The sequence below is a fragment of the Streptomyces odontomachicola genome, assembly GCF_039605595.1.
In the GTDB taxonomy this organism is placed as follows: Bacteria; Actinomycetota; Actinomycetes; order Streptomycetales; family Streptomycetaceae; genus Streptomyces.
The window spans coordinates 466,291-486,981 of the sequence record NZ_JBCFOK010000001.1; the positions used below are offsets into that span (position 1 = coordinate 466,291).

Sequence of the window (20,691 nt, forward strand, 5' to 3'; positions counted from 1 at the left end):
CCTTGTCGTGGTGTCGTACGCGGGTGAGACTGCACCGCATGGCGACGATCAAGGCGAGGCGCAGGGGCAAGGACGCGATACGGGCGCTGCGGGACGCCGCGCCGCGGGTGCTGCGCGCCGACGGGCACGGGCGCGGCGCGCTCGTCGCCTTCGGTGCGCTCGGCGCGCTGGACCTGCTCGCCACCTCCCGCGCGCACACCGCGCGCGGTGCGGCCCGCGCCGCCAAGCCGCTGCTGATGCCCGCGCTCGCGGCGCACGCCGCACGGCGCGGCGCGCCTCGCACCCTCGTGGCGGGCCTCGGGTGCGCGGCGGCCGGGGACACCGCGCTGCTCTTCGACCGGAGGGAGCCCGCGTTCCTGGCCGGCATGGCGGCGTTCCTCGGTACGCAGCTCAGCTACACCGCCGGCATGGCCCGCGAGCTGGGCGCCGTGCGCGGCCTGCGCGCACGTCCCCGCGCGGCGCTCGGCTGCCTCGCCGCATGGGGCGCGGCCAACGCGGTGCTCGCACCCGGGCTCGAGCGGAAGATGCGGCTCCCGGTCGCGGGCTACAGCCTGGCGCTGGCCGCGATGGGCGCGGCCGCCTTCGGCACGGGCGGCAAGGTGGGCGCGGGGGCCGCCGCGTTCCTCGGCTCGGACGCGCTGATCGGCATCCAGGCCGTCGGCCGCCGCTTCCCGGGACAGGAGACCCTGATCATGGCCGGCTACCTGGCGGGCCAGTACCTGATCACGACGGGGTGGCTGGAGCGCCGCGAGCCGGAGCAGGAGCGGGCGGGGGAGGGCCGGGCCGCCTAGGGCGCGCGGGCCTTCGCCGTCCGCGCGGCGATACCGTCGAGGGGTGCACGACCAGACCTCCCCCTCCGCCTGCCCGGCAGCGCACGAGCCCGCGCCTGACCCCGTACCGGACCCCGTACCGCCCCGCCCGCAGCTCTTCGGCTGGGAGTTCGCGGCCGACCCGTACCCCGCGTACGCGTGGCTGCGGGAGCACGCTCCGGTGCACAAGGCCACGCTGCCCAGCGGAGTCGAGGCGTGGCTGGTCACGCGGTACGCGGACGCCCGGCAGGCCCTCGCCGACCAGCGGCTCAGCAAGAACCCGCACCACCACAGCGAGCAGGGCGCGCACGGCAAGGGCAAGGTCGGCATCCCCGGCGAGCGCAGCGCGAACCTGATGACGCACCTGCTCAACATCGACCCGCCGGACCACACCCGGCTGCGCCGCCTGGTCTCCAAGGCGTTCACGCCGCGCAGGGTGAGCGCCTTCGCGCCGCGCGTGCAGGAGCTGACGGACCGGCTTCTGGACAGCTTCGCCGAACGCGGCGAGGCGGATCTGATCCACGAGTTCGCGTTCCCGCTGCCGATCTACGCGATCTGCGACCTGCTCGGCGTGCCGGCCGAGGACCAGGACGACTTCCGCGACTGGGCCGCGATGATGCTCCGGCACGGGAACGCTCCGCGCGGCGGCGTGGGGCGCGCCGTGAAGAAGATGCGCCGCTATCTCGCCGAGCTGATCCACCGCAAGCGCGCCGAACTCGGGGAGTCCGGGGGGCAGGGCGACGACCTGATCTCCGGCCTGATCCGCGCCAGCGACCACGGCGAGCACCTGACGGAGAACGAGGCCGCGGCAATGGCCTTCATCCTTCTCTTCGCCGGTTTCGAGACCACGGTCAACCTGATCGGCAACGGCACGCTCGCCCTCCTCCGCAACCCCGGCGAGCGCGCCCGCCTCCAACGGGCCCTGGACGAGGGCGACTCGGAGCTTCTGGAGACGGCGGTCGAGGAACTGCTGCGCTACGACGGCCCCGTGGAGCTCGCCACCTGGCGCTTCGCCACCGAGCCGCTGGAGCTGTGCGGGCAGCGGATCGGCGAGGGCGACCCGGTGCTGGTGGTGCTCGCGGCGGCCGACCGCGACCCTACGAGGTTCGACCGGCCCGATGTGCTGGACCTCGCGCGCCGCGACAACCAGCACCTCGGCTACGGCCACGGCATCCACTACTGCCTCGGCGCCCCGCTGGCACGCCTGGAGGGCCAGGCCGCGATAGCCACCCTGCTGCGCCGGCTCCCCGACGTACAACTGGCGGCCGAGGACGAGGACTTGCGGTGGCGCGGGGGGCTCATCATGCGCGGTCTGCGTACTTTGCCCGTCCGGTTCACGCCGGAGGGCGAGGACGCCGTGAGCCCCCAGGACACGGACGCGAATCCCCGGGAATCGGACGCGAAGGACACCGGAGAGTCCGGTTTCTGACCGTACGTCACCGACGTGACCCTCACGTGATCTGCACGACATTGCCTTGTGACGCTCATGGTTCGACGCTACGTTCGAGCGCCTGTCTGTGTCCCTGTTGTCCCACGAGAGGTCCTCGGTATGCGTTCCGGGAACGGTCGACATCGTCGCCCCCGCCAGGCTCCTGCGGCGTTCGTCGCGGCGGGCGTGACGGGCGCCGGCCTCGCGCTTCCGCTGCTCGGCGCGGGAGGCGCGCAGGCAGCCGACGGAGCGACCTGGGACAAGGTCGCCCAGTGCGAGAGCGGCGGCATGTGGAGCGCGAACGAGGGCAACGGCTATTACGGCGGGCTCCAGCTCACCCAGGAGACCTGGGAGCAGTACGGCGGCTCGGACTACGCCGAGCGCCCCGACTACGCCAGCCGCAGCCAGCAGATCGCCGTGGCGGAGAAGATCCTCGCGAAGGAGGGGCCGAGCGCGTTCCCCAACTGCGCGCTGGACGCGGGCCTCACGGAGGACTCCACCCAGGCACCCGATGTGGACCCGGGCGACTCCCCGGGATCCGGCACCCCGAGCGGCGAGCCCACGCAGCAGCCCTCGGACGACGCCTCCGACGGCACGTCGGGCGGCTCCTCCGACGGCGCCTCGGGCGACGCCACGGGCGGTACGTCGGACGAGCCGGCCCATCCGGCGCCGGAGCCCGGCACCTCGGACACCGCCCAGCCGACGCCCTCGCCGAGCACGCCGGACGACACGTCCGACCCGGGCACGCCCGGTACGCCTGACGACTCCGCGAGCCCGACCTCGCCGAGCACTCCGGACGACTCCGCGAGCCCGAGCACGCCGCCGACCAGCCCGGCACCGGACGACGGCGCCGACGGCAAAAGCGGCGACGGCAAGAGGGGCGACGACGCGCGCCAAGGCGGCACCGGCGACCAGGACCGCCCCGGCGACCCGCACCCCGGCGGCACCGGCAAGCACCGCGGCAGCCCCGACCCCGGCGAGCGCGCGGGCGAGGGCCACCCCTCCCGGGGCGGCTCCCACGGCCGCGGCGAGGACCGCGAAGCGGGCGGCAAGCACCGTGTGCGCGGCGGCGAATCGCTGTCCTCCATCGCGGCCGAGCACGGCGTGAAGGGCGGCTGGCCCGAGCTGTACAAGAAGAACAAGGGCAAGGTCGGCGACGACCCCGACCTCATCCTCCCTGGTCAGAAGCTCACGCTCTGACGGGCGGCGGGGTCGAGGGGCGGCGGCGGCAGCCCGGTGCGTGGCCCTGTGACATGACTCTCGGCGGTACGTCCGGTTCGGTCCCCGATGACCGGACCGGGCGACCCGTCCCACCTGCGACGAAGACCGCGTGACCCTGTCAAGCGCAGGCGATAAGTCCGATTTGCCCTGTGATCTATACCTCTTGAGCCCTATGGGGTCTATCCCTACGGTCGACCGAGTTCGCCAGCAGAGCGGACCGATCCTGACCCCGGCTCCATGAGGTACCTGAATGTCGGCCAACCGCCCGATAGGCCCCCGTACGCACCGCATCGCCCGCATCACCGGCGGCGTCGCCCTCGCCGCGGTCGTCCCGCTGGCCGGCGCCGCCACCGCGCACGCCGCCACGCTCTCCGACGGCTCAGGTGCCGCGGCGTCCTCGGTGCGTACCCAGGCCGACGCGGCGCAGCAGCGGTCCCTCGACGCCAAGGTGGAAGCCGCGCAGTCGAAGAGCCGCGCCGAGGCCCGTACCGAGGCCGCGCACGTGAAGCACGCGGCCGAGGCCGAGAAGCAGGCGGCCGAGAAGCAGGCGGCGGCCAAGCGCGCCGCGGCGAAGCAGGCCGCCGAGAAGAAGGCGGAGGCCAAGAAGGCCGAGGCGAAGAAGGCCTCCGACAACCGCGCCAAGGGCTCGGCGGCGAGCCGCGGCAGCGACCGCTCCTCGCTGGGCGCCGGCAGCGCCAACGCCGCCAAGTGGGAGCGCATCGCGCAGTGCGAGTCCAGCGGCGACTGGAGCGCCAACACCGGCAACGGCTACTACGGCGGCCTGCAGTTCGACGTGCAGAGCTGGAAGGCGGCCGGCGGCGACAAGTACGCGCCGCGCGCCGACATGGCCTCCAAGAACGAGCAGATGGCGGTCGCCGACAAGCTCGCCGCCATGCAGGGCATGAGTTCGTGGGGCTGCGCCTGAGTCTGCGGGTAAGCCCCCGGGTCCCGGCCTGGTGACAGCGCCGGTTCCCCTCTCGGTCACGCCGGGTGTCCCCTGAGGACACCCGGCGTACCGGTATCCGGGCACCCCTCGGGCGCACGGGCGCCCGGGGCTGTGCCTGACGCCGGGAACGGCGGCGCGGGCGGTTAGGCTCTGGTGCAGAACGCCTGACTCTCTGCACTAAGGAGAACCTCGTGCCGTCCATCGACGTCGTCGTAGCCCGCGAGATCCTCGACTCGCGAGGCAACCCCACGGTCGAGGTCGAGGTCGGCCTCGACGACGGCAGCACGGGCCGTGCTGCCGTTCCGTCCGGCGCCTCGACCGGTGCCTTCGAGGCCCTTGAGCTCCGCGACGGCGACACCGCCCGCTACGGCGGCAAGGGTGTCGAGAAGGCCGTTCTCGCCGTGATCGAGCAGATCGGCCCGGAGCTGGTCGGCTATGACGCCACCGAGCAGCGCCTCATCGACCAGGCGATGTTCGACCTGGACGCCACGGCCGACAAGTCCTCGCTCGGCGCCAACGCCATCCTCGGCGTCTCGCTCGCCGTCGCGCACGCCGCCTCGGAGGCCAGCGACCTCCCGCTGTTCCGCTACCTCGGCGGCCCGAACGCGCACATGCTCCCGGTCCCGATGATGAACATCCTGAACGGCGGGTCCCACGCGGACTCGAACGTGGACATCCAGGAGTTCATGATCGCCCCGATCGGCGCCGAGTCCTTCTCCGAGGCGCTGCGCTGGGGCGCCGAGACCTACCAGGCGCTCAAGAGCGTCCTGAAGGAGCGCGGCCTGGCCACCGGGCTCGGCGACGAGGGCGGCTTCGCGCCGAACCTCGGCTCCAACCGCGAGGCCCTCGACCTGATCATCGAGGCCATCCAGAAGGCCGGCTACACCCCCGGCCAGGACATCGCCCTCGCCCTCGACGTCGCCGCCTCGGAGTTCTACAAGGACGGCTCGTACGTCTTCGAGGGCAAGAACCGCTCGGCCGCCGAGATGACCGAGTACTACGAGGAGCTGGTCGACGCCTACCCGCTGGTCTCCCTCGAGGACCCGCTGTTCGAGGACGACTGGGCCGGCTGGACCGTCATCACCAGCAAGATCGGTGAGAAGGTGCAGCTCGTCGGCGACGACCTGTTCGTCACCAACCCCGAGCGCCTGTCCCGCGGCATCGAGGAGGGCGCGGCCAACAGCCTCCTCGTCAAGGTCAACCAGATCGGCTCGCTGACCGAGACCCTGGACGCCGTCGAGCTGGCCCAGCGCAACGGCTTCAAGTGCATGATGTCCCACCGCTCCGGCGAGACCGAGGACGTCACCATCGCCGACCTGGCCGTCGCCACCAACTGCGGCCAGATCAAGTCCGGCGCCCCGGCCCGCTCCGAGCGCGTCGCCAAGTACAACCAGCTCCTGCGCATCGAGGAGATCCTCGACGACGCCGCGGTGTACGCGGGCCGCAGCGCCTTCCCGCGCTACAAGGGCTGACCGGGTCCGCCCACGGCTGACACAGCCTCGGTTACGTACGTCCCCGCCGCCGTTCGCCTACGGTGACGGGGACGTACGTACACGCCGCTCTCAGCGGCCGTGCAGACCGCACCCGTGCAGACCGCACAAGGGGAGGAACGTGCCCGCGGATCGGTTCTCCACCGCGACCCGGCTGAAGGCCCTCGGCAACCAGGCGGCCGAGCGCGTCTACCGCGCGCAGAACCGCCGGGTCCGCGGACCCCGCCGCACCCGGCTCACCGGCCGCGCGGCCCTGCTGGCCCTGGTGGTCTGCACGCTGGTGGTGGCGCTCGCCTATCCGATGCGCCAGTACGTGTCCCAGCGCTCGGAGATCTCCAGCCAGCAGCAGCAGGCCGAGCGGGCCAGGGAGCGCGTGAAGGAGCTGCGCGAGCAGCGCGCGCGCTGGCAGGACCCCGCGTACGTGGAGCAGCAGGCCCGGCGCAATCTGCACTTCGTGCGGCCCGGCGAGGTCGGCTACACGGTCGTGGACGGCACGGGCCTGGCGAAGGAGCCCACCGACCGCAGGCCCTCCGACCGGCCCTGGTACCAGAACCTCTGGGACGGCGTGGACACCGCCGACCGCGGGCACTGACACACCGCCACCGCGGGCACCGCGGGCACTGACGCGCCGGCCGACGGGGCTGCGCCCCGGCCCCTCCCCGCTTCCGACCTTCCGTACGTACGAAAGACACCGATGGACACGCCCCCGCCGCTCACCGACCCCACGCCGCCGACCGAGGCGGACGTCGCCGCCTTCAAGGAGCAGCTCGGCCGCCCGCCGCGCGGGCTGCGCGCGATCGCGCACCGCTGCCCCTGCGGGCTGCCCGACGTCGTGGAGACGGCGCCGCGGCTGGAGGACGGCACGCCGTTCCCCACGACGTACTACCTGACCTGTCCGCGCGCCGCGTCCGCCATCGGCACGCTGGAGGCGGACGGCGTGATGAAGGAGATGACCGAGCGGCTGGGCAGCGACCCGGAGCTGGCCGCCGCGTACCGCGCCGCGCACGAGGACTACATCGCCCGCCGCGACGCCATCGAGGAGCTGGTCGGCTTCCCCAGCGCGGGCGGCATGCCCGACCGCGTGAAGTGCCTGCACGTGCTGGTCGCGCACTCGCTGGTGGCGGGTCCCGGGGTGAACCCGCTGGGCGACGAGGCGCTGGCCATGCTGCCCGAGTGGTGGCGCAAGGGGCCCTGCGCCGACGTGGGCTGCCCCGTACAGGGCCCCGTACAGGACGAAGAAGGGGAGGGCGCGTGAGCACCCGAGTCGCCGCCATCGACTGCGGCACCAACTCCATCCGCCTGCTGATCGCGGATCTCGACCCGGCCACGGGCGAGCTCAAGGACCTGGACCGCCGGATGGAGATCGTCCGGCTCGGCCAGGACGTCGACCGCACCGGACGCCTGGCCCCCGAGGCCCTGGAGCGCACCTTCGCGGCCTGCCGTACGTACGCCGAGGCCATCCGCGAGCACGGCGTGCCCGAGAGCAACGTGAAGTTCGCCGCGACCTCGGCGTCCCGCGACGCGGAGAACCGCGACGACTTCGTGCAGGGCGTCCGGGACATCCTCGGCGTCGACCCCGAGGTGATCACCGGCGACCAGGAGGCGGAGTTCTCCTTCACCGGCGCGACCAAGGAGCTGACCGGCCGCACCGACCTGGACAAGCCCTACCTCGTGGTGGACATCGGCGGCGGCTCCACGGAGTTCGTGGTCGGCGAGGACGCCGTGCGCGCCGCGCGCAGCGTGGACGTGGGCTGCGTGCGGATGACCGAGCGGCACCTGACCGCGAACGGCGAGATCACCGAGACGCCCGACGCGGCGCAGATCCAGGCGATCAAGGACGACGTCTCGGCCGCGCTGGACGAGGCCGAGAAGACCGTGCCGCTCCGCGAGGCCCGCACGCTGGTCGGCCTGGCCGGCACCATCACCACCCTCGGCGGCATCGCCCTGGGCCTGGACCACTACGACTCCGCCGCGATCCACCACTCCCGGCTCTCCTTCGCCCAGGTCTCGGAGATCACCGGCAGGCTCCTCTCGGCCACCCACGACGAGCGCGCCGCGATCCCGGTCATGCACCCGGGCCGGGTCGACGTGATCAACGCGGGCGCCCTGGTCCTCCTGACCCTGATGGAGCGCACAGGGGCCCAGGAGGTCGTGGTGAGCGAACACGACATCCTCGACGGGATCGCCTGGAGCCTCGCCTGAGCCCTGCTTGAGCCCCGCCTGAGCCTCGTACGGCATGGACTTTCCAGAGTGGAAAGTCCATGCCAGGGTGGCAAGCCGTGGCCGGTGCCCGCCGTCCGCGACCCCGGCGGAAGGTGTGTGGAAGCAGATGGGCCAGCAGGGCGGCGGTGCCTCACAGGCTGTGGACGGCGCGGACGCCGCGACCGCGCTCCGGGGCGCGGAGGAGGCGGAGCGGCGGGCCCGGCTCCAGGCGCGGCTGGTGCCTGAGTGGTACGGACCTGTTGCGGCCGTACTCCTGGCTGTGTACAGCATAGGAACGGCCCTGATCAGGGACGCCGGCATCGGCCTCCTGTGGCCGGTCACGGGCCCGCTCGTGATACTGCTCGCGCTCGGTCTCGGCCGGGCGGCCCGGCGCCGCACCGGCGTGGTGGCGAGGCCGACCCCCGCGAGGCAGTGGGCCGTCTTCGGCGTCACCGCCGCGGTCTTCGCCGCCGTGTATGCGGTGTGCTGGCTCGCCGGACTCGGCACGTCGGCCTCCCTCGCCGTGACCGGTACGGCGCTCGGGCTGGCCGCCTGGGCCTACTTCGCCCGGCGCAACGCCACCATCCGCCGGGAACTGCGGGGCGCCGCGTGAGCCCCGAGCACACAGGGCCGCCGGGAACCGAGGGGCCCGAGCTCGACCCCGTACTCCACCACCCCACCCGCCTCGCCGTCGCCGCGTTCCTCTCGGCCTGTGAGGAGGCCGAGTTCCGTACGGTGCGCGAGCACTGCCGGGTCTCCGACTCGGTGCTCAGCAAGACGGCCTCCGCGCTGGAGAGCGCCGGCTACCTCGACGTACGCAAGGGCGCCGTGGGCCGCCGTCACCGCACCTGGCTCTCCCTCACCGACGAGGGGCACGACGTACTCGACGCGCATCTGACCGCGCTCCAGAACATCGCCGCGGCCGCGCGCGAGGCGGGCTCACGGGCCGGCGGGGGAACGTGACCGCGAAGGCCCCGACTCCCGTTCCGGGGGCGGCCGTTGGGGCCGTCGATAGAACTCACTTGAGCGGCCGTGGACTCTCTTGGTAGACATGCCCGGCGCTTCCGGGGGCCCGCCGCGCGGCCTCCGCGAATCTCTTCGTGAATTTCTTCACATGGAAAAGGGGTCTGTTGGGCCCGTCTTTTTACCGTAAGACCCGGATAAGGACCCGCTGTGCGGTCCACCGTGACCGCAGTGTGTACGGCGCGACGGGGCGGCAACTGCCGTACGGGGCGACTGGTTTAGCCGACACGGCGTCGATAAGTGCAGCTCACAGGGGCCTTCAACGGTTCGTGAGGTCCACTGGTTCCCCTCCGGCGCTGTGGGCTCGGTCACGGGGGCGGCGCAGTGTAGCAGAGGGGGCCCCTGTGCTTGTGAAGACCCTCACGAAGTAGTGCCCGGAAGGGGGTGGATACTCGATTCCATGAGCACCACGGAGCGTCCCCGAATCCTCGTCGTAGGTGGCGGGTACGTCGGCCTGTATGCAGCACGGCGCATCCTCAAGAAGATGCGGTACGGCGAGGCGACCGTCACCGTCGTCGACCCGCGCTCGTACATGACGTACCAGCCCTTCCTTCCCGAAACCGCCGCGGGCAGCATCTCGCCGCGCCATGTCGTCGTCCCGCTGCGCCGCGTGCTGCCCAAGGCCGAGGTCCTGACCGGCCGGGTCACCAACATCGACCAGGACAGCAAGGTCGCCAGCATCACGCCGCTCGTCGGCGAGGCGTACGAGCTGCCCTTCGACTACTTGGTCGTGGCCATGGGCGCGGTCTCCCGCACCTTCCCGATCCCCGGTCTCGCCGAGAACGGCATCGGCATGAAGGGCGTCGAGGAGGCCATCGGCCTGCGCAACCACGTACTGGAGCAGCTCGACAAGGCCGACTCGACCACCGACGAGGAGATCCGCCGCAAGGCGCTGACCTTCGTGTTCGTCGGCGGTGGCTTCGCTGGAGCGGAGACCATCGGCGAGGTCGAGGACATGGCCCGCGACGCCGCGAAGTACTACCCGAACATCAAGCGCGAGGACATGCGCTTCGTGCTCGTGGACGCGGCGCCGTTCATCCTCCCCGAGGTCGGCCCGAAGCTCGGCCAGTACGGCCTGGAGCACCTCAAGGGCCGCGGCGTCGAGGTCTACCTGGAGACCTCGATGGAGTCCTGCGTGGACGGCCACGTGGTGCTCAAGAACGGCCTCGAGGTCGACACCAACACCCTCGTGTGGACCGCCGGCGTGAAGCCGAACCCGGTGCTGTCCCGCTTCGGGCTCCCGCTCGGGCCGAAGGGGCACGTCGACGTCGACGCGACCATGCAGGTCAAGGGCCTGGACTACGCCTGGGCCGCGGGTGACAACGCGCAGGTTCCTGACCTGGCCTCGGACAAGGACGTCGCCTTCTGCCCGCCCAACGCCCAGCACGCGCTGCGTCAGGCGAAGGTGCTCGGCGACAACGTGATCTCCGGGATGCGCGGCTTCCCGCAGCACGACTACAAGCACCACAACAAGGGCGCCGTGGCCGGTCTCGGCCTGCACAAGGGCGTCGCGATGATCGTCCTCGGCAAGAAGAAGATCAAGCTCAAGGGCCGTCTCGCCTGGTACTTCCACCGCGCGTACCACGGCATGGCGGTGCCCACCTGGAACCGCAAGATCCGGGTCTTCGCCGACTGGACGCTGGGGATGTTCCTCAAGCGCGAGGTCGTCTCGCTCGGCGCGATGGAGCACCCGCAGCAGGAGTTCTACGAGGCGGCAGCGCCGGTGACGGCCGCGGCCTCCGCGAAGAAGTCCGGCGCCGAGGGCGCCGGTGCCGCCGTCGAGGCGGAGAAGAAGGAACAGAAGGCGAAGGCCGGCTGACGACGCCGGACCCGTCCGACTGCGCCGAAGGGGCGTGAGCCATCCGTGGGGCTCACGCCCCTTCGCCGTGTCACGGCACTCGTACGGACGTCCGGAAGTTGACCATCGTTTTGCCCCACAACGGGCATGCGTGCCGTGGGGGTTGGTGTTTACGTAAGGACGACAACACCACACACACCCTCACGGAGGTGCGCGCCATGGCCGATGCCGCATCGCGGCTGACCGCTCTCGCCGGGAAGTTTCTGGGGGCGCCGCTCCCGGTCCGCATCCGTGCCTGGGACGGCAGCGAGGCGGGTCCGCCGGGCGCGCCGACGCTCGTGATCCGCAGCCGGCGCGCGTTGCGCAGACTCCTGTGGCGGCCGGGCGAACTGGGCCTGGCCCGCGCGTGGGTGGCCGGCGAGATCGACGTGGACGGCGACCTCTACGAGGCGCTGGACGTGCTCGCCGAGCTCATCTGGGAGAAGGGCGAGGACCGGCCGGAGAACGGCAGCGTACGCGGTGCGCTGGCCCTGGCCCGCGACCCCGGGATGCGCGCCGCCGTACGCGAACTGCTCGCCCTCGCCGGCCCGTTGCCGCCCCCGCAGCCGCCAGCCGAGGAGGCGCCCAAGCAGCACGGGCTGCGGCACACGCTGCGCCGCGACCGTGAGGCGATCAGCCACCACTACGACGTCGGCAACGACTTCTACTCCCTCGTCCTCGGCCCGAGCATGGTCTACTCCTGCGCCTACTGGGACGAGGGCGGCACGCTGGAGGAGGCCCAGCGCGACAAGCTCGACCTGATCTGCCGCAAGCTGGATCTGCGGCCCGACCAGCGGCTTCTGGACGTGGGCTGCGGCTGGGGCGGGATGGTGCTGCACGCGGCACGCGAGTACGGGGTGCGCGCCGTGGGCGTCACGCTCTCGCAGGAGCAGGCCGCGTGGGCGCGGAAGCGGATCGCCGAGGAGGGTCTCACCGAGCGGGTGGAGATCCGGGTGCAGGACTACCGGGAGATCCCGGACGGCCCGTACGACGCGATCTCCTCCATCGGCATGGCCGAGCACGTGGGCGCCGCGCGCTACCGGGAGTACGCGGACGACCTGTACGCGCTGCTGAAGCCCGCCGGCCGGCTGCTGAACCACCAGATCGCGCGCCGCCCGCTGGCCGACGAATCCTCGTACACGGTGGACGAGTTCATCGACCGATACGTTTTCCCCGACGGCGAGCTGGCCCCCGTGGGGCGGACCGCGGGGATCCTGGAGGACGCCGGATTCGAGGTCCGCGACCTGGAGTCCATCCGGGAGCACTACGCGCGCACGCTGCGCGCGTGGGTCGCCAACCTGGAGGCGGACTTCTCTCGAGCGGCACTGCTGACCTCGCCGGGGCGGGCCCGTGTGTGGCGGCTCTACATGGCGGCCTCAGCCCTGGCCTTCGAGCGCAACCGCATCGGGGTCAACCAGATCCTCGCGGTGAAGACGCCGGAGAGCGGGGCTTCGGGGCTGCCGCTCAGGGCGCGGACCTGGAACTAGGGGCCGGGCCCGAACCCGAGCCCGCCGGAAAGCGCCGAGGCCCGGTCACCCCGGGCGGGGTGACCGGGCCTCTTGGCAGAAAGCCCGTGCGGGCTACTCCGACTTGATGGCGGAGAGCATGTTCAACCGGGCCGCGCGGCGGGCCGGCCACAGGGCGGCCAGGACGCCGACGACCGCGGCGAGGGCGATGAAGACGCCCATCCGGGCCCAGGGCAGCACCAGCTCGTAGGTCGGCATCGAGGAGCCGATCAGCTCACCGGCCGCCCAGCCGAAGAACACGCCGAGCCCGATCCCCAGCACCCCGCCGAACAGCGAGATCACCAGGGACTCCAGCCGCACCATCCGCTTGATGCGGCGCCGGTCCAGGCCGATCGCGCGCAGCATGCCGATCTCCTGGGAGCGCTCGAAGACCGACATGGCCAGGGTGTTGACCACGCCCAGCACGGCCACGATCACGGCCATGGCGAGCAGTCCGTACAGCATGTTGAGCATCAGCGTGAAGATCTGCGCGACGCTGTTGGAGATGTCCTGCTTGTCCTGGACCTTGATCGCCGGGTTGCTGCCCAGCGTCTTCTCCAGCGCGGTCTGCGCCGTGTCGCTCGCGCCGTCCTTCGTCTTGACCATGACCTGCATGTCGACGGGCTGCGACAGGTGCGGGGTCAGGGTCGCGGTGTCGAGCATGATCCCGCGGATCATCTCGTTGCCCTCGTACACCCCGGTGAGGGTCAGTGAGCCCTTCTTGCCGTCCTCATAGGTGACCGGGATCGTCGAGCCGGCCTTCCAGCCGTGCTCCTTGGCCGTGCTGTCGTCCACCACGACCTTGTCGCCGCTCAGGCCCTGCCAGCCGCCCTGGGTGAACTCCAGGTTGGTGAGCTCTCCTATGTCCTTGCCGGAGACGCCGGTGAGGGTCTCGGGCGCGCCGTCCACCTTGGCGGTGGCGTTGCGCAGCGGGCTGACCGCGGTGACCTGGTCGTCCTGCGCGAGCTTCTTCTCCACCTCCGGGGAGAGGGGCGACATGTTGGCCATGCTCACGGTGTAGTCGGCCTTGAGCGCCTGGGTGGCCATCTTGTCGATGCCCTGCTGCACGCTGCCCGCGATCACGGTCATGCCGGTGATCAGGGTCAGCCCGATCATCAGCGCCGAGGCGGTGGCGGCTGTGCGCCGCGGGTTGCGCACGGCGTTCTGCCGGGCCAGCTTGCCGGAGACGCCGAAGGCGCGGAGCACCGGCGCGGCGGCCGCGATCAGCGGCCTGGACAGCAGCGGGGTGAGCACGAAGACGCCGATCACCAGCAGCGCGCCGCCCAGCCCCATGGGGAGCTTGCCCTGGTCGGGACTGTCCAGCTTGGAGGCGTACAGCACCAGCGCCGCGCCGGCCGCGGACAGCAGCGCGCCTATCGTGTTGCGCACGACCAGGGACTTGGTGCTGGCGGGCGCGTGCATGCTGCCCATCGCCGCGACCGGCGGGACCTTGGCAGCGCGGCGGGCCGGCAGCCAGGCGGCCAGCACCGTGATCACGATGCCGGTCAGCAGCGACCCCACGACCGTGGCCGGGGTGATCACCAGCGGTCCGTCGGGCATCTGGGTGCCGAAGCTGCCCATCAGGGCCCGCATGCCCGCGGCGATGCCGACGCCCGCCGCGAGTCCGGCGACCGAGGCGACCGTGCCGACGGCCAGCGCCTCGAAGCGGATCGAACGGGTCACCTGCCGGCGGCTGGCGCCGACCGCGCGCAGCAGCGCGAGCTCCTTGGTGCGCTGCGCGACCAGCATGGTGAAGGTGTTGGCGATGATGAAGATGCCGACGAACAGCGCGATCCCGGCGAAGACCAGCAGCGCGGTCTGCATGCCGCTCATGCCCTGCTCGATCGTCTTGGCCTCTTCGTCGGCGAGCTTCTTGCCGGTGACGGCCTCGGTGCCGCTGGGCAGCACCTTCTGCGCCTCGGACTTGAGCTGCGCCTGCGAGGTGCCGTGCGCGGCCTTCAGCGTGATCTGGTCGTACGCGCCCGGCATGGCGAAGAGCCGCTGGGCCGTCTTGGTGTCGAAGAGCACCAGCGTGCCGCCGGCCGAGACCTGGCCGTCGTCGGTGGAGAAGACGCCGGTGATCTTCTCCTTGCTGACCGGGCCGTTGACCGAGAGGCGGGCGGTGTCGCCGACCTTGTACCCGGTGCGCTCGGCGGTCTTCGCGTCGATGGCGATCTCGCCCTTGTGGCCCGGCGCCCTGCCGGAGGTCAGCTTGCCGCTGTCGGCGGTGTAGTTGGCGCCGGAGGAGGAGAAGCCCTCGCCGACGAGCTTGCCGTGCTTGTCGGCGAGCGCCGCGAAGCCCTTCACGGAGCCGGTCGCCGAGGCGGTGCCGGGCAGGTCGCGGAGCTTCGCCAGGGTCCGCTCGGTCAGCGCGGGCCGCTCCTCGGGCTTGCCCGGGGCGCCGGCGCCGGGGCCGGCCTGCGGCGAGGAGCCGCCCGTGGTGCGGATCGCGAGGTCGGTGTTGTCGTAGCCCTTGGCCGAGGCGTTCTGCTGGGCGTTGGAGATGGTCGAGGTGAAGACCAGGGTGCCGGCGACGAAGGCCACGCCGAGAAGGACGGCGAGCATCGTCATCAGCAGCCGGGCCTTGTGCGCGAGGACGTTGCGCAAGGCGGTACGGAGCATGGTCAGTCAGTTCCTGTGAAGGGCGGGTCCGGCGCGGGGCTCGGAGCGCGGTCGGTCACCGGGCCGCCGGCTCTCCCGCGCGGGAGCGGGCCGGACGGGGGCGTGTGCTGTGCGGGCGTCGCGGGGTGCGGCGCGCTCAGCTGGTGCGCCCCTTGGCGTCGAAGCCCTTCATGCGCTCCAGCACCGAGTCGGCGGTCGGCGCGACGAGGTTGTCCACGATCCGGCCGTCGGCCAGGAAGATCACGCGGTCCGCGTATGCGGCGGCCACCGGGTCGTGGGTCACCATGACCACGGTCTGGCCCAGCTCGCGCACCGAATTCCGCAGGAAGCCCAGGACCTCGGCGCCGGAGCGGGAGTCCAGGTTTCCGGTCGGCTCGTCGCCGAAGATGATCTCCGGCTTGGAGGCCAGCGCGCGGGCGACGGCCACGCGCTGCTGCTGGCCTCCCGAGAGCTGGTTGGGGCGGTGCTTGAGCCGTCCGGCCAGACCGACGGTCTCGATGACCCGGTCCACCCACTCCTTGTCGGGCTTGCGGCCCGCGATGTCCATGGGGAGCGTGATGTTCTCTATCGCGTTGAGCGTGGGCAGCAGGTTGAACGCCTGGAAGATGAAGCCCACGCGGTCCCGCCGGAGCTGGGTCAGCTTCTTGTCCTTGAGCCCGGTCAGCTCGGTGTCCCCGATCACCGCGCTGCCGCTGGAGATGCTGTCGAGGCCGGCCATGCAGTGCATCAGCGTGGACTTGCCGGAGCCCGACGGGCCCATGATCGCGGTGAACTGGGCCTGCCGGAACTCGACGGAGACCTTGTCCAGGGCGACCACCTGGGTCTCGCCCTGTCCGTAGACCTTGGAGAGATCCGTGGCGCGTGCCGCGGCGACGCCCCGTCGGGCCGATTCGGCGGTCGCGCCGCTCTGGAGGGTGGTGGTCACTGGAGGGTGCTCCTGTCGGTACGGGTTCTTTCTGCCACTCCCATACTCCCGGGCAACGGCGCTTATCGGATCAACCCCCACTCCGGTTTCCGGCACAGCCTCCGGAGGTACGCCGGGTTGAGGCGCTCATACCTGGGGATGACCGCGACCCTGAGGCCGGACCCCGAGGCGACCCTGAGACGGGGATCGCCGGGCGAACTCCTGGTAACCGCGAAATGGCCCCTCACCTGCGGCGCCGTGCCCGGTCGGTGGAAGGGCAGTGGAAGGGCGACTTTCCGTCATTCTTCGCACCACGGACACCCGGGCGTGGCGCCTCCGAGGAGGGAGTGGCCTGCTGACGCATCCTCAGTTGCCCATAAAATAAGACAACATCGCGCTGTGGCCCCGCAGTTCGAGGCGGCGACGCTGGATAGGCTCGTCCTCGCGCCCAGGGGTAGGGCCGTGCGCGCGCCGGGGGCGCGCGGAGCGGCCATGGAGCCGGTGCCCGGATGGTGGAATGCAGACACGACGAGCTTAAACCTCGTTGGCCTTCACGGCCGTGCCGGTTCAAGTCCGGCTCCGGGCACATCCCCCATGGGACCTGACCAGTGAAAACGGCCTCGACGCGCTGCGTCGGGGCCGTTTTCCTTCGGGGAGGGCGGCCCGGTTTCCTGTGGGGAGGGCGGCCCGGCGGTGCGCGTCGGGCTCATGAGGCAAGGAAGCGCAATGTTCAAGACACGGTGGGCGGTACGCGGCGCGGCGGGGGCGGTGCTGATCACGGCGGCGTTCACGGTCGTGGGGCTGCTGTGGCTGATGTTCACCTCGGGCGAGGACTTCGATTCCGGTGCGAGCAGTGTGCGGGGCACCCACTTCTTCGGCTCCCTCGTGTTCGAGGCGGAGCAGAAGGCCGACGGCGCCCTCGACGCCACCGCTGGGGTCGGTGATCCCGCGCCGCTGGTCGCCCTGTTCCTGGTCCTCGCCGCTGTTCTCACCCTCGTACAGGGGCTATATGTGGCTGCGCGGGGGCGCCGTGACCCTCTGGCGTGAATGCCGCGCAGGGGGCGGGGCTTCGTCACGGTGAGTTGAAAACTTAGGTGTGCCTAACCTAAGTTGAGGGGCCGTGAACGAGGGCGGGGCGCCGTGGGCGGTGTCCCGTGCGTACTCCGAAGGGCCCTGCCATGCCGACGCCCTCCGTGGCTCTGATCGACCAGCTCCTCGGCCGTCAGGCGCGGCGCGAATCCGCGGCGCGCACCTGCGCGAGGAGCCTGCCCGTGGCCCCGGTGCGCGCGGAGGGCTGCTGGGTGACCGGGGCCGACGGGCGGTCCTACCTCGACTTCGTATCCGGGTCCGGGACGCTCGCGCTCGGGCACCGGCACCCCGCCGTGCTCGAAGCGCTCGGCGAGGACCTCGCGTCCGGCGCACCGTTGCAGGCGCTGGACATGATCACGCCGCAGAAGGACGCGTTCTGCGGGGAGTTGCTGGGCGCGCTGCCGGGGGAGCTGCGGGACGCGGCGCGGCTGCACTTCTGCGGACCGGGACGCAGCGACGCGGTGCGGGCAGCGATGCGGCTCGCACGGGAGGCGACCGGGCGGCGCGGGGTCGTCGCGTTCGCCGGGGCGCACCGGGACGCCGCCCCGGAGAGGGGCGAGGTGACGCGGCTCCCCTTCCCGTACGCCTACCGCTGCCCGTTCGGAGGGGGAACCCGGGCGGGCGACGGAGCGGGAGGCCGCACGGGGAGGGGACGGGGGTCAGGCGGGCGCGGGTCCGAAGGAGCGGAGCTCTCGGCCCGGCTGCTGGAGGGGCTGCTCGACGACCCCGGCAGCGGCGTGGACGCGCCTGCCGCCGTGCTGCTGGAGGCCGTTCAAGGGGAGGGCGGCGTGATCGCGGCGCCCCGCGCGTGGCTGCGCGAGGTGCGGCGGATCACCGAGGAGCGCGGCATCGTGCTGATCGTCGACGAGGCGCTGACCGGTGTGGGCCGCACCGGGCGCACCTGGGCGTGCGAGCGCGCGGGGATCACCCCTGACGTGCTGGTCGCGGGCGGTGCGCTCGGCGGCGGGCTGCCGCTGGCCGTGCTCGCGTACCGGCCGGAACTCGACGTGTGGCGGCCCGGCGCGCACACCGGCGACTTCCGCGGCACCACCCTTGCGATGAGCGCGGGCCGGGCCACCCTGCGCACCGTCGCCGGGGAGCGGCTGGACGAGCGCGCGGGGGAGCTGGGCGAGCGGCTGCGCCGGGGGCTGCGCGAACTGGCGGCGTGGTTCCCGCGGTTCGGCGACGTACGGGGAGAGGGGCTGCTCATCGGGGTGGAGATCGTCGATCCGGGCGGTGAGACCGATGCGCAGGGGGCGCCGCCGCGCGACCCCACGTACGCCGCCGCGCTGCAGGCGGCCTGTCTGGAGGAGGGGCTGATGCTCGAAAGCGCCGGCCGCGAGGGAGCGGTGCTGCGGCTCCTGCCGCCGCTCGTGCTCACGGGGCGGGAGGCGGACTCGGCGCTGGAGCGGATCGCCGCGGCGGTGCGTGCCGGGGAGGGGGCGGCATGACGCGGCGGGATCTCGGTACGGCGCTGGCCGGCGGCATCGAAGGGGCCCAGGCCCTGCGCTACCTCACCGGCGTGGTGCTGGACGCGCTCGCCGCCGGGGCCACCGAGCGCGGCGGCCCGCTGCCCCCGGGCGGTCACGGGGCGGTCGAGTCGCGGGTGCGCGCGGCGTGTTCGCCCGCGCTGCCCGAGCGGGGGAGCGGCGCCGACTACGCGCTGCGCACCCTCGTACGGGCCGCTGCGCACGGTGCGGCCGACCCCTCGGACCCGCGCTGCGCCGCGCATCTGCACTGCCCGCCGCTGGCCGTGGCCGCGGCGGCCGACCTGGCGGCGTCGGCGCTCAACCCCTCGCTGGACTCCTGGGACCGGGGGCCGGCGGCCGGTGTAGTGGAGCGCGAGGTCACCGACGCCGTCGCGGCGCTGGTCTATCCCCTGCTGCCCCAGGCGGACGCCCTCGTGACCAGCGGCGGGACCGAATCGAACCTGGTGGCGCTGCTGTTGGCGAGGGAGCGCGCACGCGCGGCCGGGCGGCGCACGGTGCAGGTGGTGTGCGGCGCGAACGCGCACCACAGCGTGCACCGCGCCGCGTGGATGCTGGGCCTGCCCACCCCGCTGCTCGTCGAGTGCGCGGGCGGGCGCATGATCCCCGCGGCGCTGGACAGGACGCTCGCGGAGTGCGGGAGCAGGGTTCCCGCGCTGGTGGTGGCCACGGCCGGCACCACCGACGAGGGGATGGTCGACCCGCTGCCGGAGCTGGGCCAGGTCGCCGCGACGCATGGCGCGGAGCTGCACGTGGACGCGGCGTACGGCGGTCCGCTGCTGTTCAGCGGGCGTCTCGCGGGGCGGCTCGAAGGGATCGACGGCGCGGTCTCCGTCGCCCTCGACCTGCACAAGCTGGGCTGGCAGCCGGTGGCGGCCGGACTCCTGGCGGTCGCCGACGCGGGCCAGTTGGAGCACCTGTCGCTGCGCGCCGACTACCTCGACGCCGAGGACGACACCGACGCCGGGATGCCGGACGTGCTGGGCCGCTCCGTGCGCACCTCCCGACGCGCCGACGCGCTCAAGATCGCGGTCACGCTGCGCGCCCTGGGCCGCGCGGGCCTCGCCGAGCTGGTGGAGCGCTGCGTGGACGCCGCGGGGGAGCTGGCCGGCGCCGTACGGGAACACCCCGCGCTGCGGCTGCGGCCCGGCGAAGTCGGCATCAGCACCGTGCTGTTCCGGCCCACCGACGCCGACGCGCTGCCGGAGGAGCGGGGCGACGCGCTGGTCGCCGGGGTGCGCCGCAGGCTGCTGGCCGAGGGGCGCGCGGTGCTCGGGCGGGGCGTGGCCGAGGACGCGGACGGCCGCGACCGCCTGTGGCTCAAGGCGACCCTGCTGCACCCGCACGCCGAACGGGGCGATCTGGAGGGGCTGTTGCAGCAGGTGGCGGACGCGGCGGAGGCGGTACGGGAGGCGGAGACCGTGGGGGCGGCGGACGCCGTGGACGACGTGCCGGCGAACGCCGTGGCCGGCGGAGAGGAGAGGGGAGAGGTGCGATGAGGACGCAGGTGGAGCGCGGGGCCGGTACGCGGAGCAGGCCCGGCGGTGGCGGCGCGGTCGCGGTGGCCGAGCTGGCGGGCGGTGCCGCCTTCTCGCTCCGCTCCGTCGACCCCTCGGCCGACGTGCTGCGGGTGCACTCCTGGACCAACGACCCGGAGGTGGCGGCCTTCTGCGGACTGGCGCGGCCCGCCGAGCAGGTCGAGGCGTATCTGCACCAGCAGGTCGCGAGCGCGCACTCCACGCCCTACCTCGGCTGCCTGGACGGCGAACCGGTCAGCTACTGGGAGCTGTACCGCGCCGACCTCGACCCGCTGGCCAGCCATTACGCGGCCAGGGCGCGGGATGCGGGGATACGGCTGCTGCTCGGGCCCGCCGCTGCGCGCGGCCGCGGCCTGGGCGCCCAGCTCCTGCGGGCCGTCTCCTCCTGGCAGCTCTCGGTCGAGCCGTACGCCTCGCGGGTGGTGGCCGAGCCGGACGTGCGCGACGTGCGCTCGGTGCGGGCCTTCGAGCGGGCCGGTTTCCGCAGGCTGCGGGACCTGACCCTGCCCGGGAAGCGCGCGGCCTTCATGATCCGGGAACGGCCCGGCTGAGAGGGCCTGCCGGCGCGTACGAGGCTCGGCCGGACCCC

General features: G+C 72.6%; 18 protein-coding genes and 1 tRNA gene. 17 read left to right on the plus strand and 2 right to left on the minus strand.

The window, feature by feature from the left end:
* Window positions 1–38: 38 nt before the first annotated feature.
* The 12 genes from ABEE00_RS02195 to ABEE00_RS02250 all read left to right on the plus strand — a co-directional run bounded on the left by ABEE00_RS02195 (window position 39) and on the right by ABEE00_RS02250 (window position 12,444).
* On the plus strand, window positions 39–791 hold the full coding sequence (locus tag ABEE00_RS02195) for a lysoplasmalogenase (protein WP_345743426.1): 753 nt from the start codon (window positions 39–41) through the stop codon (window positions 789–791).
* Between the two features lie 43 nt (window positions 792–834).
* On the plus strand, window positions 835–2,238 hold the full coding sequence (locus tag ABEE00_RS02200) for a cytochrome P450 family protein (protein WP_345743427.1): 1,404 nt from the start codon (window positions 835–837) through the stop codon (window positions 2,236–2,238).
* 186 nt (window positions 2,239–2,424) lie between these two features.
* Window positions 2,425–3,438: a transglycosylase family protein gene (locus ABEE00_RS02205; protein WP_345743428.1), complete on the plus strand. Its 1,014-nt coding sequence runs from the start codon at window positions 2,425–2,427 to the stop codon at window positions 3,436–3,438.
* A gap of 271 nt (window positions 3,439–3,709) precedes the next feature.
* Window positions 3,710–4,384, plus strand: a complete 675-nt coding sequence (locus ABEE00_RS02210) for a transglycosylase family protein (RefSeq protein WP_345743429.1) — start codon at window positions 3,710–3,712, stop codon at window positions 4,382–4,384.
* Between the two features lie 212 nt (window positions 4,385–4,596).
* Entirely contained in the window at window positions 4,597–5,877 is a 1,281-nt protein-coding gene (gene eno, locus ABEE00_RS02215; RefSeq protein WP_345743430.1) for a phosphopyruvate hydratase, read from the plus strand.
* A 139-nt stretch (window positions 5,878–6,016) separates the two neighbouring features.
* Window positions 6,017–6,487, plus strand: coding sequence for an FtsB family cell division protein (locus tag ABEE00_RS02220; RefSeq protein ID WP_345743431.1), 471 nt, complete (start codon window positions 6,017–6,019; stop codon window positions 6,485–6,487).
* A gap of 102 nt (window positions 6,488–6,589) precedes the next feature.
* A complete protein-coding gene (locus ABEE00_RS02225; RefSeq protein WP_345743432.1) occupies window positions 6,590–7,150 on the plus strand; it encodes a DUF501 domain-containing protein in 561 nt (186 codons plus the stop codon).
* A complete protein-coding gene (locus tag ABEE00_RS02230; RefSeq protein ID WP_345743433.1) occupies window positions 7,147–8,097 on the plus strand; it encodes a Ppx/GppA phosphatase family protein in 951 nt (316 codons plus the stop codon). Before ABEE00_RS02225 ends, ABEE00_RS02230 begins: the two co-directional genes overlap by 4 nt.
* 127 nt (window positions 8,098–8,224) lie before the next feature.
* Window positions 8,225–8,710, plus strand: a complete 486-nt coding sequence (locus ABEE00_RS02235; RefSeq protein ID WP_345743434.1) for a hypothetical protein — start codon at window positions 8,225–8,227, stop codon at window positions 8,708–8,710.
* Window positions 8,707–9,060, plus strand: coding sequence for a transcriptional regulator (locus ABEE00_RS02240; RefSeq protein WP_345743435.1), 354 nt, complete (start codon window positions 8,707–8,709; stop codon window positions 9,058–9,060). The genes ABEE00_RS02235 and ABEE00_RS02240 overlap by 4 nt, the downstream gene beginning before the upstream one ends.
* 460 nt (window positions 9,061–9,520) lie before the next feature.
* The gene (locus tag ABEE00_RS02245) at window positions 9,521–10,939 is read left to right on the plus strand and encodes an NAD(P)/FAD-dependent oxidoreductase (protein ID WP_345743436.1); all 1,419 of its coding nucleotides are present in this window, start codon (window positions 9,521–9,523) and stop codon (window positions 10,937–10,939) included.
* A gap of 197 nt (window positions 10,940–11,136) precedes the next feature.
* Window positions 11,137–12,444 (plus strand): cyclopropane-fatty-acyl-phospholipid synthase family protein, encoded by a 1,308-nt coding sequence (locus ABEE00_RS02250; protein ID WP_345743437.1) that lies wholly within the window; start codon window positions 11,137–11,139, stop codon window positions 12,442–12,444.
* Between the two features lie 93 nt (window positions 12,445–12,537).
* Here ABEE00_RS02250 and ABEE00_RS02255 read toward each other — a convergent pair whose 3' ends face one another.
* Together ABEE00_RS02255 and ABEE00_RS02260 are read right to left on the minus strand one after the other, a co-directional pair.
* Window positions 12,538–15,084: an ABC transporter permease gene (locus tag ABEE00_RS02255; RefSeq protein ID WP_345743438.1), complete on the minus strand. Its 2,547-nt coding sequence runs from the start codon at window positions 15,082–15,084 to the stop codon at window positions 12,538–12,540.
* Between the two features lie 136 nt (window positions 15,085–15,220).
* A complete protein-coding gene (locus ABEE00_RS02260) occupies window positions 15,221–16,009 on the minus strand; it encodes an ABC transporter ATP-binding protein (RefSeq protein WP_345743439.1) in 789 nt (262 codons plus the stop codon).
* A gap of 482 nt (window positions 16,010–16,491) precedes the next feature.
* On the opposite strand from ABEE00_RS02260, the gene ABEE00_RS02265 reads away from it, so the two are divergent.
* The 5 genes from ABEE00_RS02265 to ABEE00_RS02285 all read left to right on the plus strand — a co-directional run bounded on the left by ABEE00_RS02265 (window position 16,492) and on the right by ABEE00_RS02285 (window position 20,653).
* Window positions 16,492–16,574: transfer RNA gene (locus ABEE00_RS02265), tRNA-Leu, on the plus strand.
* Window positions 16,575–16,714: 140 nt separating this feature from the next.
* Entirely contained in the window at window positions 16,715–17,035 is a 321-nt protein-coding gene (locus ABEE00_RS02270; protein WP_345743440.1) for a hypothetical protein, read from the plus strand.
* 131 nt (window positions 17,036–17,166) lie between these two features.
* Window positions 17,167–18,528 carry an aminotransferase class III-fold pyridoxal phosphate-dependent enzyme gene (locus ABEE00_RS02275; RefSeq protein WP_345743441.1) on the plus strand — a complete coding sequence of 454 codons (1,362 nt, stop codon included), beginning with the start codon at window positions 17,167–17,169 and terminating at the stop codon, window positions 18,526–18,528.
* Window positions 18,525–20,063, plus strand: coding sequence for a pyridoxal phosphate-dependent decarboxylase family protein (locus tag ABEE00_RS02280; protein ID WP_345743442.1), 1,539 nt, complete (start codon window positions 18,525–18,527; stop codon window positions 20,061–20,063). The genes ABEE00_RS02275 and ABEE00_RS02280 overlap by 4 nt, the downstream gene beginning before the upstream one ends.
* A complete protein-coding gene (locus ABEE00_RS02285) occupies window positions 20,060–20,653 on the plus strand; it encodes a GNAT family N-acetyltransferase (RefSeq protein ID WP_345743443.1) in 594 nt (197 codons plus the stop codon). Before ABEE00_RS02280 ends, ABEE00_RS02285 begins: the two co-directional genes overlap by 4 nt.
* Window positions 20,654–20,691: the final 38 nt, after the last annotated feature.